Origin of the sequence: Streptomyces sp. SCL15-4 (genome assembly GCF_033366695.1) — a bacterium.
Taxonomy (GTDB): Bacteria; Actinomycetota; Actinomycetes; order Streptomycetales; family Streptomycetaceae; genus Streptomyces.
Genome location: NZ_JAOBTQ010000001.1, coordinates 2,938,313 through 2,953,278 on the forward strand (window position 1 = coordinate 2,938,313; position 14,966 = coordinate 2,953,278).

Genomic DNA, 14,966 nt, shown 5'->3' on the forward strand with positions numbered 1-14,966 from the left:
GCAAGGCGCCTAAGCGACATTGACGCGCTGACCGGGCGGGGCTGCTTCCAGCCACGCGAGAAATCCGGTCAGCGCGTCTTCGCTCATGGCGAGTTCGAGGCGCGTGCCCCGATGCGTACAGGCCAGCACCACCGCGTCGGACAGCAGCGCCAGTTCCTCCTCGCCCTCGGGCAGCCGGCGGCCGGCCACCTCGATCTGCGCCCGCTCCAGGACCCGGCGGGGACGGACGGCGTAGGAGAAGACCCGGTACCACTCGATGCGGTCGCCGTTGTAGCGGGCGACGCCGTAGGACCAGCCCTTGCCGCCCGCGTCCGGTTTCGCGGACACGTCCCAGCGCAGCGAGCAGTCGAAGGTGCCGCCGGAGCGCTGGATGAGCCGGCGCCGCAGCCCGAACAGGAACAGTCCCACCACCACGAGCGCGACCACGATTCCGCACACAGTCAGAGCGAGGACCATCGGCACCGACCTCCTCGTCTCCTAGTTGGGGGAACTGCTTCTGTACTTGAGTAATGAAACGGAAAAAACACCCACATCTGCCTCAGCCGCGACCGGCACCGGATTACTCCGGGCCGGCCGCGGCTGAGTGACGTCAACGTACCGCGCGGCTGGATCAGCGCGCCGTCGCAGCACGCAGTCGGACGTCCGCGCGGCGCTCGGCGGCGGCGTCGCCCTCCGCCTTCGCCCGCTCCAGCTCCCGCTCCGTGCGCTGGACGTCGATCTCGTCCGACAGCTCGGCGATCTCGGCCAGCAGGGACAGCTTGTTGTCCGCGAACGAGATGAAACCGCCGTGCACCGCGGCGACGACCGTTCCACCTTCACTCGTACGGATGGTCACCGGGCCCGACTCCAGCACACCGAGCAGCGGCTGGTGACCGGGCATGACGCCGATGTCGCCGGACGTGGTGCGCGCGACGACCAGGGTGGCCTCGCCGGACCAGACCTGGCGGTCGGCGGCGACCAGCTCGACGTGCAGCTCAGCAGCCAAGAGTGGCTCCTCGGGTCACCACCCGGCAGGGGCGCCGGGTGTTGGGGTCAATTCTAGTGGGCGTGGGTGAGGGGGCGGGACGCGCCCGCCCCCTCGGGTGAGCACGGGGCTCAGGAGACGCCCAGCTCCTTCGCGTTCTTCTTGAGGTCGTCGAGACCACCGCACATGAAGAAGGCCTGCTCGGGGAAGTGGTCGTACTCGCCGTCGCAGATCGCGTTGAACGCGGCGATCGACTCGTCGAGCGGCACGTCCGAGCCGTCCACGCCGGTGAACTGCTTGGCGACGTGGGTGTTCTGCGAGAGGAAGCGCTCCACACGACGGGCCCGGTGGACGACGAGCTTGTCCTCTTCGCCCAGCTCGTCGATACCGAGGATCGCGATGATGTCCTGGAGGTCCTTGTACTTCTGCAGGATCGTCTTCACGCGCATGGCCGCGTTGTAGTGGTCCTGCGTGATGTAGCGCGGGTCCAGGATCCGGGACGTGGAGTCCAGCGGGTCCACGGCCGGGTAGATGCCCTTCTCGGAGATCGGACGGGACAGAACCGTCGTCGCGTCGAGGTGGGCGAAGGTGGTGGCCGGGGCCGGGTCGGTCAGGTCGTCGGCGGGGACGTAGATCGCCTGCATCGAGGTGATCGAGTGACCGCGGGTCGAGGTGATGCGCTCCTGGAGGAGACCCATCTCGTCGGCCAGGTTCGGCTGGTAACCCACCGCGGACGGCATGCGGCCGAGCAGCGTGGAGACCTCGGAACCGGCCTGCGTGAAGCGGAAGATGTTGTCGATGAAGAACAGCACGTCCTGCTTCTGGACGTCACGGAAGTACTCGGCCATGGTCAGGCCGGCCAGCGCGACGCGCAGACGGGTGCCCGGGGGCTCGTCCATCTGGCCGAAGACCAGCGCGGTCTTGTCGATGACGCCCGAGTCGGACATCTCCTCGATCAGGTCGTTGCCCTCACGGGTGCGCTCACCGACACCGGCGAACACGGAGACACCGTCGTGGTTGTTGGCGACACGGTAGATCATCTCCTGGATGAGCACCGTCTTGCCGACGCCGGCACCGCCGAACAGACCGATCTTGCCGCCCTTGACGTACGGGGTCAGCAGGTCGATGACCTTGACGCCGGTCTCGAACATCTCGGTCTTCGACTCGAGCTCGTCGAAGTTCGGCGCCTTGCGGTGGATCGGCCAGCGCTCGCCGTCGTAGGACTCGTCGACGTTCAGCACCTCACCGAGGGTGTTGAACACCTTGCCCTTGGTGAAGTCGCCGACCGGGACGGAGATGGCGGAGCCGGTGTCCGTCACCGGGGCCTGGCGGACCAGGCCGTCGGTGGGCTGCATGGAGATGGTGCGGACCAGGCCGTCACCCAGGTGCTGGGCGACCTCCAGGGTCAGGATCTTCTTCGCGCCCTCGTTCGCCGGGTCGGCGACCTCGACGTGCAGGGCGTTGTAGATCTCCGGCATCGCGTCGACGGGGAACTCCACGTCGACGACCGGGCCGATGACCCGGGCGACGCGGCCCGTAGCCGTCGCGGTCTCAACAGTGGTGGTCATTATCGGTCACTCCCCGCGGTCGCGTCGGCCAAGGCGCTCGCGCCACCGACGATCTCGCTGATTTCCTGGGTGATTTCGGCCTGGCGGGCCGCGTTGGCAAGACGGGAGAGCGTGTTGATCAGCTCACCCGCGTTGTCGGTGGCCGACTTCATCGCGCGCCGCGTGGCGGCGTGCTTCGAAGCGGCCGACTGGAGCAGCGCGTTGTAGATGCGGCTCTCCACGTAGCGCGGCAGCAGGGCGTCGAGGACGTCCTCCGCCGAGGGCTCGAAGTCGTACAGCGGGAGGATCTCGCCCTGGGGGGCGGCCTCCTTGGCGACCTCGTCGAGGCGCAGCGGCAGCAGCCGGGCGTCGAGCGCCGTCTGCGTCATCATCGAGACGAACTCGGTGAAGACGATGTGGAGCTCGTCCACACCACCCTCGGCCGTGTCCTTCTGGATGGCCTCGATCAGCGGCGCCGCCACCTTCTTGGCGTCCGCGTACGTCGGCTCGTCGGTGAAGCCCGTCCACGACTCCGCGACCTTGCGCTCACGGAAGTTGTAGTGGGCGACACCGCGCCGGCCGACGATGTACGTGTCGACCTGCTTGCCCTCGCGCTCCAAGCGCTCGGTCAGCTGCTCCGCCGCCTTGATGGCGTTGGAGTTGAAGGCGCCGGCCAGGCCGCGGTCGCTCGTGAGGAGCAGGACCGCGGCGCGGGTCGGGTTGTCCGCCTCGGTGGTGAGCGGGTGCTTGGTGTTCGAACCCGTACCGACCGCCGTGACCGCGCGCGTCAGCTCGGTCGCGTAGGGAGTGGAGGCCGCCACCTTGCGCTGCGCCTTGACGACGCGCGAGGCGGCGATCATCTCCATCGCCTTCGTGATCTTCTTGGTCGCGGTGACGGATCGGATGCGACGCTTATAGACCCGGAGCTGGGCTCCCATGAGTCAGGTCCCTTCCTTACGTCACTTGGCGGCGGACGGGGCGTCCTCGCCGAGCAGCTTGCCGTCCGAGGTCTCGAACTGCTTCTTGAAGTCCGCGATCGCGTCGGCGACGGCCGTGAGGGTGTCGTCGGACATCTTGCCGCCCTCGCGGATGGAGGTCATGAGGCCCTGCTCCTGGCGGTGCAGGTACTCCAGCAGCTCCTTCTCGAAGCGGCGGATGTCGGCGACCGGGACCTCGTCCATCTTGCCGGTGGTGCCGGCCCAGACGGAGACGACCTGGTCCTCGGTGGACATCGGCTGGTACTGGTCCTGCTTCAGCAGCTCGACCATGCGCTGACCGCGCTCCAGCTGGGCCTTGGAGGCGGCGTCCAGGTCGGAACCGAAGGCGGCGAACGCCTCCAGCTCACGGAACTGGGCGAGGTCGACGCGGAGGCGGCCGGAGACCTGCTTCATCGCCTTGTGCTGGGCGGAACCACCGACTCGGGAGACGGAGATACCGACGTTCAGCGCGGGGCGCTGACCGGCGTTGAAGAGGTCCGACTCCAGGAAGCACTGGCCGTCGGTGATGGAGATGACGTTGGTCGGGATGAACGCCGAGACGTCGTTGGCCTTGGTCTCGACGATCGGCAGACCGGTCATCGAACCCGCGCCCATCTCGTCGGAGAGCTTGGCGCAGCGCTCCAGCAGACGGGAGTGCAGGTAGAAGACGTCACCCGGGTAGGCCTCACGGCCCGGCGGGCGGCGCAGCAGCAGCGACACGGCGCGGTAGGCGTCGGCCTGCTTCGACAGGTCGTCGAAGATGATCAGGACGTGCTTGCCCTGGTACATCCAGTGCTGGCCGATGGCCGAACCGGTGTACGGCGCCAGGTACTTGAAGCCGGCCGGGTCGGACGCCGGGGCGGCGACGATGGTCGTGTACTCCAGCGCGCCGTTCTCCTCCAGCGCGCGGCGGACCGACGCGATGGTGGAGCCCTTCTGGCCGATGGCGACGTAGATGCAGCGGACCTGCTTCTTGGGGTCGCCCGAGCGCCAGTTGTCGCGCTGGTTGATGATCGTGTCGACGGCCAGGGCGGTCTTGCCGGTCTGGCGGTCGCCGATGATCAGCTGACGCTGGCCACGGCCGATCGGGGTCATCGCGTCGACGGCCTTGTAGCCCGTCTCCATCGGCTCGTGCACCGACTTGCGCTGCATGACCGTGGGGGCCTGCAGCTCGAGGGCGCGGCGGCCGTCGGTCTCGATCTCGCCGAGGCCGTCGATCGGGTTGCCGAGCGGGTCGACGACACGGCCGAGGTAGCCCTCGCCGACCGCGACGGAGAGGACCTCACCGGTGCGCGTGACCGGCTGACCCTCCTCGATGCCGCTGAACTCGCCGAGGACGACCGCACCGATCTCGCGCTCTTCCAGGTTCAGCGCGAGACCGAGGGATCCGTCCTCGAACTTCAGCAGTTCGTTCGCCATGGCCGAGGGCAGACCCTCGATCTTGGCGATACCGTCGCCGGCGACGGTGACCGTACCGACCTCCTCGCGCGAGGCCGCGTCCGGCTTGTACGACTGGACGAAGTTCTCCAGCGCGTCCCGGATCTCCTCCGGCCGGATCGTGAGCTCCGCCATCTGGGTTCCCTGCTCTCCTTGTTGGGCCCGAAGTTTCACTTTGGGGGTCTGGGGGCGACCCCCAGGAATCCTCTGCACGGCCCAACCAGGGCCGTAAGTACGTACTGCGTCTCTCGGTATGCGCCGAGGGACCGATATATCGAGTTGCTGCTAGCTCGCCATGCGGCGGGCGGCCTCGTCGAGCCGGTCCGCGAGGGAGCCGTTGATGACCTCGTCACCGACCTGCACCCGGATGCCGCCGATGACCTCGGGGTCGACGTCGAGGTTGAGGTGCATCCGACGGCCGTAGAGCTTGGTCAGGGCGGCGCCGAGGCGCTCCCTCTGGCCGTCGCTCAGCGGCACCGCCGACGTGACGACGGCGACCATGCGGTTGCGGCGGTCGGCGGCGAGCTTGGACAGGGACTCCAGTCCCGCTTCCAGGCTACGTCCACGCGGCGCGGTGGTGAGGCGTGTCACCAGTCGCTCGGTGGCCGGCTTGGCCCGCCCGCCCAGCAGCCGGTGCAGCAGCTCGACCTTGGCCGAGGCGCCGGCGGCGCGGTGGGTGAGCGCGGCGCGCAGCTCGGTGCTGGAGGAGACGATCCGGCCGAACCGGAAGAGCTCGTCCTCGACGTCGTCGAGCGTGCCCGTCTTCTCCGCGGCCGTGAGGTCGGCGATGTCCGCCAGCTCCTCCAGCGCGTCCACCAGGTCGCGCGACTGCGACCAGCGGGACCGTGCCAGTCCGGACAGCAGGTCGGCGGTGGAACCGCTGACCTGGCCGCCGATCAGACGCTGGACCAGCTGGGCCTTCGCCTCTCCGGGCTGCGCCGGGTCGGTGAGGACCCGGCGCAGGCCGGCCTCGCGGTCGAGCAGCGCGGTGACGGCCGCCAGCTCGTCGGCGAGCTGCGCGGCGTCCACCGACGTGGAGTCCGTCAGCGCGTCGAGACGCTCCCGGGCGGCTGTCAGTGCCTCGCGGCTCGCTCCGTTCATCGCGTGGCCTCGGCCTTCTCCTCGAGCTCGTCGAGGAAGCGGTCGATCACACGGCTCTGGCGGGCGTGGTCCTCGAGGGACTCGCCGACGAGCTTGCCGGCCAGTTCGGTGGCGAGCCGGCCGACGTCCTGACGCAGCGCGGACGCGGCGGCCTTGCGGTCGGCCTCGATCTGCGCGTGACCGGCGGCGACGATCTCCTCGCGCTGGCGCTGGCCTTCGGCCCGCATCTCGGCGATGAGCGCGGCACCCTGCTCCTGCGCCTCCTGGCGCAGGCGCGCGGCCTCGTGCCGGGCCTCGGCGAGCTGGGCCTTGTACTGCTCAAGGACGCTCTGGGCCTCGACCTTCATGGCGTCGGCCTCTTCGATGCCGCCTTCGATCGCCGCGCGACGCTCCTCCAGAACCTTGTTGATGTTCGGAAGCAGCTTCTTCCAGAAGAAGAAGAACACGATGGCGAAGGCGATGGTGCCGACGAGCAGCTCGGGGCCCGCAGGGATGAGCGGATTCTGCTCTTCCTCGGCCGCCAGCTGCACCAGGTTGGCGATCACATCAGTGCCTTTCGTCGATGCGTGTCAGTAAGAAAGGGTGATCACTTACCGAACACGAACGGCATAACGATGCCGATGAGGGCGAGCGCCTCACAGAAGGCGAAGCCAAGGATCTGGTTGGCGCGGATCAGACCGGCCGCCTCGGGCTGGCGGGCGAGGGCCTGCGTGCCGTTACCGAAGATGATGCCGACGCCGACACCGGGGCCGATCGCGGCGAGGCCGTAGCCGATGGAACCGAGGGAGCCGGTGACACCGTCGGCAGCAAGGGTCTGGAGAGCGGACATGCCGGTTCTTCCTTCTCTTTCATGGACCGGTGGGGGTTGGCCACCGGACGTCTGGGGGTTTGCAGGGCGGGTGGTTCGGCTCAGTGGTGCTCGGCGAGAGCGCCCTGAATGTAGGAGCAGGCGAGGAGTACGAAGACGTACGCCTGGACAGCCTGCACGAAAAGCTCGAAGAGGATCATGACCATGGTCATGATGAAGGACACGCCCGCGGCCGGGACCATCCAGCTGTTCAGCAGGTACCAGGAGGCGACGGTGAACATCACCAGCATCAGGTGACCCGCGAACATGTTGGCGAAGAGTCGCACCGCGTGGGTGAACGGGCGGACGATCAGGTTCGAGAGGAACTCGATGACCATGACCAGCGGCAGGACCGCGCCCAGCGACTTGTCGTAGCCCGTGACGTTCTTGAAGAAGCCGACGAAGCCGTGGCGCTTGAACGTCAGTCCGACCCAGAGGATCCAGACGAGCGCGGCCAGGACGACCGGGAAGGCGAAGACGGAGGAGACCGGGAACTGGGCCAGCGGGATCACGGACCAGATGTTCATGATCCAGATGAAGAAGAAGAGGGAGACCATGAGCGGTACCCACTTCTCGCCCTCGCGCTTGCCGAGGGTCTCGTACACGATGCCGCGGCGCACGAAGTCGTAGCCGGCCTCGCCGATCATCTGGATCTTGCCCGGGACGACCTTGGCCTTGCCGAAGGCCGCCCAGAAGAACGCGACGACGAGCACGGTGGTGATGAGCGCGAGCAGCATCACCTTGTTGAACTCGTAGCCCCCGACGGTGCCGATCGGCTTGAACAGGAACGAGTGCAGGCCCGGAGCCGGGAAGCCGCACCCGTTGTCGGACATGATCCGACAACTCCAGTCAAAGGCGAGCTGGGTCTGGTCAGCACTCACCGCGGGCTCCTTCGGCGTGACGCATGGGTACGGCAACCTCGTTGTGTCGGCGCGGCGCACGGCCGCGGATCGGCACCGGACTGGTGTTACGGATGTGGGGGCGGCTGAGGGGCATCGAGCCTCGCGATCGAGCAGGCGTCAGCTCAGATGCCCGCGCCCGCGATGCCGCAGTTGGCACCGGACGATAGCAGGAGATCTCACAAGCCTTTATCCCGCCCCTACTCCTCACGACTTCGGCCCTGTGTTCGCGGGCTTCTCACTCTTCGCGGAGTCCGGGTCGATGTAGAAGATCTTGGCCTTCATGTGCGCGCGTGCCTGCGCGGCCATCCACACGACGGTCGCGACAACGAGCGACACGGCGAACGTCTTCGCGTTGAAGAGGGAGGTGTCCTTGAAGACAGCGACGAAGATCAGCAGGAGCAGCAGCTGAGCGACGTAGAGCAGGAGCCCCATCGCCTGGAACAGCTGCGGGAGCGTTTTTGCCGTCCACTGGAGCACATAGAGGCCGATTCCCATGAACAGGACGGCTAGCACCGTGCCGACGGCCGCACCGAGCGCACCCTTGCCTCCCGCGACCGCGGCGCTCACGGCGACGACGATCGCGCCCGCAGCCGCTGTGGGCACAGCGATCTGCAAGAGGTTCCGGGCGTCATTGGACGGCATGGCGGCAACTCCGCTTTCACAAGGGGGCAGGGTGTCGTCATGGACGAGCGTAGTCCCGGACCGAGTGATCGAGATCTCACACCTACGGACCGCTGCACTCAGGCTCTTCGGTCCTATCCGGGGTTCTCGTGAACCGTATCACAAACTATTTGATGAGGTCTTTACCTGTTGGGTGTGCTGACTGTCACACATGAGAGTGAACGTGCCCGTCTGTGCAAAAACCGCGCCCAGTTGTCTGGTATTAGGGCGCTTTGCTCCCCCACGAGTTGGCAATGCTCTAGTCAGATTCTTACCTTGGCCGTATCAGCGGCGGTCGAGGAAACGCGATCGAGCGCCGATCGCGGTCGCTCCGTTGACGCCCGAGATCCCGGCCGTGACCGGGGGCCGCTCCTCGCTCCCACCGGTCTCGCCGGTCTCACCGGTGGCCTCCTCGGTCTCACCGGTCTCCTCGGCGGCGGCGCCGGCTTCGGTTCCGGGCGCGGGGCTGCGCCTGCGGTAGCGGGGCGGGACGAAGCGCTGGGCCCACAGCGGGACGCGCGGGGTGAAGCGCGGGAGCAGCAGCAGGACCAGCCCCACCGCGCTGAGGAAGACCACGCCCAGCACGATCCACATCGACGCCGAGTTGACCGAGTACGCCAGCGCCCCGAAGCCGATCAGCGCCGACCAGAAGTACATGATCAGCACGGCCCGGCTGTGCGAGTGGCCGATCTCCAGCAGCCGGTGGTGCAGATGGCCGCGGTCGGCGGCGAACGGGGACTGGCCGCGCCAGGTGCGGCGGACGATCGCGAGCACCAGGTCGGCCGCCGGCACGGCGATGATGGTCAGCGGGAGCAGCAGCGGGATGTAGACCGGCACCGTCTGGTGGACGGCCGCCTTCTCCGAACCGGTGAACAGCGCGAGGGCGTCCGGGTCCACCTGGCCGGTGATCGAGATCGCGCCCGCCGACAGCACCAGGCCGATCAGCATCGAGCCGGAGTCGCCCATGAAGATCCGCGCCGGGTGCATGTTGTGCGGCAGGAAGCCCAGGCACATGCCCATCAGGATGGCCGCGAACAGGGTGCCGGGGGCGGCGGCCTCGATGCCGTACGAGTACCAGATCCGGTAGGCGTACAGGAAGAACGAGCCGGCCGCGATGCACACCATGCCGGCCGCCAGCCCGTCCAGGCCGTCCACGAAGTTCACCGCGTTGATCGTGATGACCACCAGGGCCACCGTCAGCAGCGTGCCCTGCCACTGGGTCAGCGCGACGTTGCCGACGCCCGGGATGGGCAGCCACAGGATCGTCAGGCCCTGCATGACCATCACGCCCGCGGCGATCATCTGGCCGCCCAGCTTGATCAGCGCGTCGATCTCGAACTTGTCGTCCAGGACGCCGATCAGCCAGATCAGCGCGGCCCCGGAGAGCAGCGCCCGCGGCTCGTTCGACTTGGCGAAGACCTCGCTGAGGTTCGTCAGGTGGTCCGCGACCAGCAGGCCCGCGCACAGGCCGAAGAACATCGCGATACCGCCGAGGCGCGGAGTGGGCTCCCGGTGCACGTCACGGGCCCGGATCTCCGGCATCGCCCCGGCCACGATCGCGAACTTCCGTACCGGCCCCGTCAGCAGATACGTCACCGCGGCCGTGATGCAGAGCGTCAGCAGGTATTCACGCACGGGCTTCCCCACAGGTCTCGCTGGCCATCACAGCCTCACACCCTAGCGACGGATGCATATGGATGAGGACGGCCGGGTAGCGACGGAGGTTGCACCCGGAGTCGTACGCCACGTCCCGGACCGGTCCACACCGGGAGGTACGGGACCACTTCTGCCCCCGTTCAGCCCGGATACGGCGGGAAGCGGCCGGTGAGCGCGCGGACCTCCTCCCGCGCCCGGGCCGGTTCCGTCTCCCCGCGCAGCACGGCCGCGAGCAGCGCCGCGATCCGCACCATCTCCGGCTCGCCCATGCCCTGGGTGGTCACCGCCGCCGTACCCAGGCGCAGGCCGCGGCCGTCGCCGTGCGGCAGCACACAGCAGTCCAGCACCAGTCCGGCCGCCAGCAGCCGACCGCGCGCGGTGCGGCCGTCCACGCCGAGCGGAGCCGGGTCCGCGGTGATCAGGTGGGTGTCCGTGCCGCCGGTGGTGACGGCCAGTCCCTCCGCGGCCAGATGCCCGGCCAGCACCCGCGCGTTGTCCACCACCCGATGGGCGTACACACCGAACGCCGGTGCCGCCGCCTCGCCGAACGCGACGGCCTTGGCGGCGATGGTGTGCATCTGGGCGCCGCCCTGGGTGAACGGGAAGACGGCCCGGTCCACGCGCTGGGCCAGCCCGGCCCCGCACAGGATCATCCCGCCGCGCGGACCGCGCAGCACCTTGTGGGTGGTCGCGCAGACGATGTCCGCGTACGGCACCGGGTTCGGCGCCGCTCCCCCGGCGACCAGCCCGATGGGATGGCCGGCGTCCACGATCAGATAGGCCCCGACCTCGTCGGCGACCTCCCGGAAGAACGCGTAGTCCGGGTGGCGGGGATAGGCGATGGAGCCGCACACGAGGGCCTTGGGCCGGTGGTTGCGGGCCAGGTGGCGCACCTGGTCGTGGTCGATCAGCCCGGTCTCGGCGTCGACGCCGTAGCCGACGAAGTCGAACCAGCGGCCGGAGAAGTTCGCCGGCGAGCCATGGGTGAGGTGGCCGCCGTAGGGCAGGCCGAGGGCGAGGACGGTGTCGCCGGGGCGCAGCAGGGCCGCGTAGGCGGCCAGCACGGCCGAGGAGCCGGAGTGCGGCTGGACGTTGGCGTGCTCGGCGCCGAACAGGTCCTTGGCCCGGTCGACCGCGGCGCGTTCGGCGACGTCGGCGATCTCGCAGCCGCCGTGGTGGCGGGCGCCGGGGTAGCCCTCGGCGTACTTGTTGGCGAGCGCGGAGCCGAGGGCGGCGAGGACGGCCGGGGAGCAGAAGTTCTCGGCCGCGATCAGCTGGAGGGTGGTCGACTGCCGCGTCAGCTCCGCGAGCAGCAGTTCGGCCATCGCCGGGTCCTGCCGGCGCAGCACGTCGGTCTCGAGGGTAGGGGTGACCGACATGGCGGGCTCCCGGGCGGTCGGCGGTGACGTAGCTCCAATGTAGGCCGGAGAACGCGTCCGGGCTCGGCGGGCGCTACGTCCGTGCCGGGACGCCCGTCAGCGCCGTCACCACGGGGTCCAGGGCGTCCCTTATCTCGTCGCCGATGGACCGGAAGAACGTCAGCGGCGCGCCGTACGGGTCGTACACCTCGTCCGCCTCGGCGGTCGGGGCGAGCAGCCAGCCGCGCAGCGCCGCCGCCGCGCGCACCAGCGCCCGGGCCCGCATGACCACGCCGTCCTCCAGGGGCGGCAGGGTGGCCGGATCTATCGCCCGGACCAGCCGGGTGAACTCCTTCAGGGTGAAGGTGCGCAGGCCCGCCGAGTGGCCCATGGAGATGACCTGGGCGCGGTGGTCGCGGGTGGCGGTCAGCACCAGGTCGGCCTTGATCACGTGCTCGTCCAGCAGTTCCCGGCCGACGAAGCCGGAGGCGTCCGCGCCGAACTCGGCGAGCACGGTCTCCGCGTGGGACTCCATGGGCGCGCCCTCGTGTCCCCAGGTGCCCGCGCTCTCCACGATCAGCCCGCCGCCGAGCACACCGAGCCGCTCCGCGACGAAGTGGCGGGTCAGCCGCTCGGTGATGGGCGAGCGGCACACGTTGCCGGTGCTGACGTGGAGGATGCGGAAGGTGTCACGGGGGAACCCGAACGTCGTCGTCTCCTCCGCGCTCCAGCTCCCGCCGCCTATGCCGCGCCCCGTCCCAGGGGCCGTCAATTCGCCACCTCGAGGTCGGGTACCACCTTGCGCAGCTCCTCCGCGGAGAGCGCGCCCTCGCGCAGCAGCAGCGGCACCGCGCGGGTGACGTCCACGATGGACGACGGCACGTTGCCCGGGGTGGGGCCGCCGTCGAGGTAGACGGAGACGGAGTCGCCGAGCATGTCCTGGGCGGCGTCGCAGTCCTCCGGCGCCGGGTGGCCGGTGAGGTTCGCCGAGGAGACGGCCATCGGGCCGACCTCGGTGAGCAGCTCGATGGCGACCGGGTGCAGCGGCATGCGCACGGCGACCGTGCCCCGGGTGTCGCCGAGGTCCCACTGGAGGGACGGCTGGTGCTTGGCGACGATCGTCAGGGCGCCCGGCCAGAACGCGTCGACCAGTTCCCAGGCCAGCTCGGAGAAGTCGGTGACCAGGCCGTGCAGGGTGTTCGGGGAGCCGATGAGGACGGGAGTGGGCATGTTGCGGCCCCGGCCCTTGGCGGCGAGCAGGTCGGCGACCGCCTCCGAGGTGAACGCGTCGGCGCCGATGCCGTACACCGTGTCGGTCGGCAGGACCACCAGTTCGCCCCGGCGGACGGCGGACGCGGCCTCGCGCAGACCCGTCACGCGGTCGGTCGCGTCGTTGGTGTCGTATCGCCGTGCCATAACTAGCGGGCCTCCTCGTACAGGTACTGCGGGATGGAAGTCGTCGGGACGGTCACGGCAGCGCCTTGCGGGCGGTGGCGAAGCGCGGCCGGTTGTTGAGGTCGGGATGGTCGGCCGCGTCGGCCCAGCCCCGCTCCTCGGTGAAGATCCACGGCACCTGTCCGCCCTGGGTGTCGGCGTGCTCGATCACGACGACCCCGCCGGGGCGCAGCAGCCGGTGCGCGGTGCGTTCGATGCCCCGGATGAGGTCGAGACCGTCCTCACCGGAGAACAACGCCATCTCCGGGTCGTAGTCGCGGGCCTCCGGGGCGACGTACTCCCATTCGGTGAGCGGGATGTACGGCGGGTTGGACACGACCAGGTCGACCTGGCCGTCGAGGTCCGGGAAGGCGGTCAGCGCGTCACCCTGGCGCAGGTCGACACGGGAGCCGGCCACGTTCTTCCGGGTCCACACCAGGGCGTCCTCGGACAGCTCCACGGCGTGCACGCGCGAGCGCGGCACCTCCTGGGCGAGGGCGAGCGCGATGGCGCCGGAGCCGGTGCACAGGTCGACGATGCACGGCTCGACGACGTCCATCGCGCGTACCGCGTCTATCGCCCAGCCGACCACGGACTCGGTCTCCGGCCGGGGCACGAACACGCCGGGCCCGACCTGGAGCTCCAGGTAGCGGAAGTAGGCCCGCCCGGTGATGTGCTGCAGCGGCTCGCGCTGCTCGCGCCGGGCGATGACCTCCCAGTAGCGGGCGTCGAAGTCGGCGTCCTTCACGGAGTGCAGTTGACCGCGCTTCACGCCGTGCACGAACGCGGCCAGCTCCTCCGCGTCGTTGCGCGGCGAGGGCACACCGGCGTCGGCCAGCCGCTGGGTGGCCTGGGCCACCTCGGCGAGCAGCAGGTTCACGCGTCTCCTCCGTGTCGTACTCGTGCGTACGGGTGTTACGCGGCGGCGAGCTTCGCCGCCGAGTCGGCGTCGACGCAGGCCTGGATGACCGCGTCGAGGTCGCCGTCCAGGACCTGGTCCAGGTTGTACGCCTTGAAGCCGACGCGGTGGTCCGAGATGCGGTTCTCCGGGAAGTTGTAGGTGCGGATCTTCTCGGAGCGGTCCACGGTGCGGACCTGGCTGCGGCGGGCGTCGGCGGCCTCGCGCTCCGCCTCCTCCTGCGCCATGGCGAGCAGCCTGGAACGCAGGATACGCATCGCCTGCTCCTTGTTCTGCAGCTGGCTCTTCTCGTTCTGGCAGGAGGCGACGACGCCGGTCGGGATGTGCGTGATGCGCACGGCGGAGTCGGTGGTGTTCACGGACTGGCCGCCGGGGCCGGAGGACCGGTAGACGTCGATGCGGAGGTCGTTGGGGTTGATCTCCACGTCCACCTCCTCGGCCTCGGGGGTGACGAGCACACCGGCCGCGGAGGTGTGGATGCGGCCCTGGGACTCGGTCGCCGGGACGCGCTGCACGCGGTGCACGCCGCCCTCGTACTTCAGCCGGGCCCAGACGCCCTGGCCGGGCTCGGTCTGCCCGCGGGTCTTCACCGCGACCTGGACGTCCTTGTAGCCGCCCAGCTCGGATTCGGTGGCGTCGATGATCTCGGTCTTCCAGCCGACGCGCTCGGCGTAGCGCAGGTACATCCGCAGCAGGTCGCCGGCGAAGAGGGCCGACTCGTCGCCGCCCGCGCCCGCCTTGATCTCCAGGATGACGTCCTTGTCGTCGCTGGGGTCGCGCGGGACGAGCAGCAGGCGCAGCTTCTCGGTCAGTTCCTCGCGCTGCTTCTCCAGCTCCTTGACCTCGGCCGCGAAGTCCGGGTCGACGGCGGACAGCTCGCGGGCGGTCTCGATGTCGTCGCCGGTCGACTTCCAGGAGCGGTACGTGGCGACGATCGGGGTCAGCTCGGCGTAGCGCTTGTTCAGCTTGCGCGCGTTCGCCTGATCGGCGTGGACCGACGGGTCGGCGAGCTTCTTCTCCAGATCGGCGTGCTCGGCGACGAGTTCCTCGACGGCCTCGAACATCTTGGGCTCCTGTACTGCGGTGAAAGGGAAGGGCGGCGACCAAAAACGCCGGTCCCGGGCACACCCGCCCGTGAGCGGGTGTGGCCGTGGACCGGCGAAA

General features: G+C 69.3%; 16 protein-coding genes. All 16 read right to left on the reverse strand.

The features are described 5' to 3' along the window. Positions 1-9: 9 nt before the first annotated feature. Positions 10-456 carry a DUF2550 domain-containing protein gene (locus tag SCK26_RS12450; RefSeq protein WP_318201372.1) on the reverse strand — a complete coding sequence of 149 codons (447 nt, stop codon included), beginning with the start codon at positions 454-456 and terminating at the stop codon, positions 10-12. 154 nt (positions 457-610) lie between these two features. Continuing rightward, a complete protein-coding gene (locus SCK26_RS12455) occupies positions 611-985 on the reverse strand; it encodes a F0F1 ATP synthase subunit epsilon (RefSeq protein ID WP_030610105.1) in 375 nt (124 codons plus the stop codon). 110 nt (positions 986-1,095) lie between these two features. Further along, entirely contained in the window at positions 1,096-2,532 is a 1,437-nt protein-coding gene (gene atpD, locus SCK26_RS12460; RefSeq protein ID WP_318201373.1) for a F0F1 ATP synthase subunit beta, read from the reverse strand. Beyond that, complete coding sequence (locus tag SCK26_RS12465) at positions 2,532-3,449, reverse strand: F0F1 ATP synthase subunit gamma (protein ID WP_318201374.1); 918 nt, start codon at positions 3,447-3,449, stop codon at positions 2,532-2,534. Before SCK26_RS12465 ends, atpD begins: the two co-directional genes overlap by 1 nt. Positions 3,450-3,470: 21 nt before the next feature. After that, positions 3,471-5,060, reverse strand: coding sequence for a F0F1 ATP synthase subunit alpha (gene atpA, locus SCK26_RS12470; RefSeq protein WP_318201375.1), 1,590 nt, complete (start codon positions 5,058-5,060; stop codon positions 3,471-3,473). 150 nt (positions 5,061-5,210) lie between these two features. After that, a complete protein-coding gene (locus SCK26_RS12475; RefSeq protein WP_318201376.1) occupies positions 5,211-6,026 on the reverse strand; it encodes a F0F1 ATP synthase subunit delta in 816 nt (271 codons plus the stop codon). After that, on the reverse strand, positions 6,023-6,571 hold the full coding sequence (locus SCK26_RS12480; RefSeq protein WP_318201377.1) for a F0F1 ATP synthase subunit B: 549 nt from the start codon (positions 6,569-6,571) through the stop codon (positions 6,023-6,025). The genes SCK26_RS12475 and SCK26_RS12480 overlap by 4 nt, the downstream gene beginning before the upstream one ends. A gap of 41 nt (positions 6,572-6,612) precedes the next feature. Next, the gene (locus SCK26_RS12485; RefSeq protein ID WP_086697884.1) at positions 6,613-6,855 is read right to left on the reverse strand and encodes a F0F1 ATP synthase subunit C; all 243 of its coding nucleotides are present in this window, start codon (positions 6,853-6,855) and stop codon (positions 6,613-6,615) included. Between the two features lie 80 nt (positions 6,856-6,935). Next, positions 6,936-7,706 (reverse strand): F0F1 ATP synthase subunit A, encoded by a 771-nt coding sequence (gene atpB / locus SCK26_RS12490; protein WP_318205988.1) that lies wholly within the window; start codon positions 7,704-7,706, stop codon positions 6,936-6,938. A gap of 273 nt (positions 7,707-7,979) precedes the next feature. Continuing rightward, entirely contained in the window at positions 7,980-8,417 is a 438-nt protein-coding gene (locus SCK26_RS12495) for a hypothetical protein (protein WP_318201378.1), read from the reverse strand. A 303-nt stretch (positions 8,418-8,720) separates the two neighbouring features. Next, on the reverse strand, positions 8,721-10,070 hold the full coding sequence (locus SCK26_RS12500) for an MraY family glycosyltransferase (protein ID WP_318201379.1): 1,350 nt from the start codon (positions 10,068-10,070) through the stop codon (positions 8,721-8,723). Between the two features lie 161 nt (positions 10,071-10,231). Further along, positions 10,232-11,470: a serine hydroxymethyltransferase gene (gene glyA, locus SCK26_RS12505; protein ID WP_318201380.1), complete on the reverse strand. Its 1,239-nt coding sequence runs from the start codon at positions 11,468-11,470 to the stop codon at positions 10,232-10,234. A gap of 73 nt (positions 11,471-11,543) precedes the next feature. Further along, complete coding sequence (locus tag SCK26_RS12510) at positions 11,544-12,221, reverse strand: protein-tyrosine-phosphatase (protein ID WP_318201381.1); 678 nt, start codon at positions 12,219-12,221, stop codon at positions 11,544-11,546. Then, complete coding sequence (locus SCK26_RS12515; RefSeq protein WP_318201382.1) at positions 12,218-12,865, reverse strand: L-threonylcarbamoyladenylate synthase; 648 nt, start codon at positions 12,863-12,865, stop codon at positions 12,218-12,220. Before SCK26_RS12515 ends, SCK26_RS12510 begins: the two co-directional genes overlap by 4 nt. A gap of 52 nt (positions 12,866-12,917) precedes the next feature. Beyond that, on the reverse strand, positions 12,918-13,763 hold the full coding sequence (prmC, locus tag SCK26_RS12520) for a peptide chain release factor N(5)-glutamine methyltransferase (RefSeq protein ID WP_318201383.1): 846 nt from the start codon (positions 13,761-13,763) through the stop codon (positions 12,918-12,920). A gap of 35 nt (positions 13,764-13,798) precedes the next feature. Further along, positions 13,799-14,866, reverse strand: coding sequence for a peptide chain release factor 1 (gene prfA / locus SCK26_RS12525; protein WP_318201384.1), 1,068 nt, complete (start codon positions 14,864-14,866; stop codon positions 13,799-13,801). Positions 14,867-14,966: the final 100 nt, after the last annotated feature.

Bases quoted from the DNA above. Each gene is read 5' to 3' on its own strand.
- SCK26_RS12450 (WP_318201372.1), bottom strand. From the start codon at position 456: ATGGTCCTCGCTCTGACTGTGTGCGGAATCGTGGTCGCGCTCGTGGTG.
- SCK26_RS12515 (WP_318201382.1), bottom strand. From the start codon at position 12,865: ATGGCACGGCGATACGACACCAACGACGCGACCGACCGCGTGACGGGT.
- SCK26_RS12485 (WP_086697884.1), bottom strand. From the start codon at position 6,855: ATGTCCGCTCTCCAGACCCTTGCTGCCGACGGTGTCACCGGCTCCCTC.
- atpA (WP_318201375.1), bottom strand. From the start codon at position 5,060: ATGGCGGAGCTCACGATCCGGCCGGAGGAGATCCGGGACGCGCTGGAG.
- atpD (WP_318201373.1), bottom strand. From the start codon at position 2,532: ATGACCACCACTGTTGAGACCGCGACGGCTACGGGCCGCGTCGCCCGG.
- prfA (WP_318201384.1), bottom strand. From the start codon at position 14,866: ATGTTCGAGGCCGTCGAGGAACTCGTCGCCGAGCACGCCGATCTGGAG.
- SCK26_RS12465 (WP_318201374.1), bottom strand. From the start codon at position 3,449: ATGGGAGCCCAGCTCCGGGTCTATAAGCGTCGCATCCGATCCGTCACC.
- glyA (WP_318201380.1), bottom strand. From the start codon at position 11,470: ATGTCGGTCACCCCTACCCTCGAGACCGACGTGCTGCGCCGGCAGGAC.
- atpB (WP_318205988.1), bottom strand. From the start codon at position 7,706: ATGTCCGACAACGGGTGCGGCTTCCCGGCTCCGGGCCTGCACTCGTTC.
- SCK26_RS12475 (WP_318201376.1), bottom strand. From the start codon at position 6,026: ATGAACGGAGCGAGCCGCGAGGCACTGACAGCCGCCCGGGAGCGTCTC.
- SCK26_RS12495 (WP_318201378.1), bottom strand. From the start codon at position 8,417: ATGCCGTCCAATGACGCCCGGAACCTCTTGCAGATCGCTGTGCCCACA.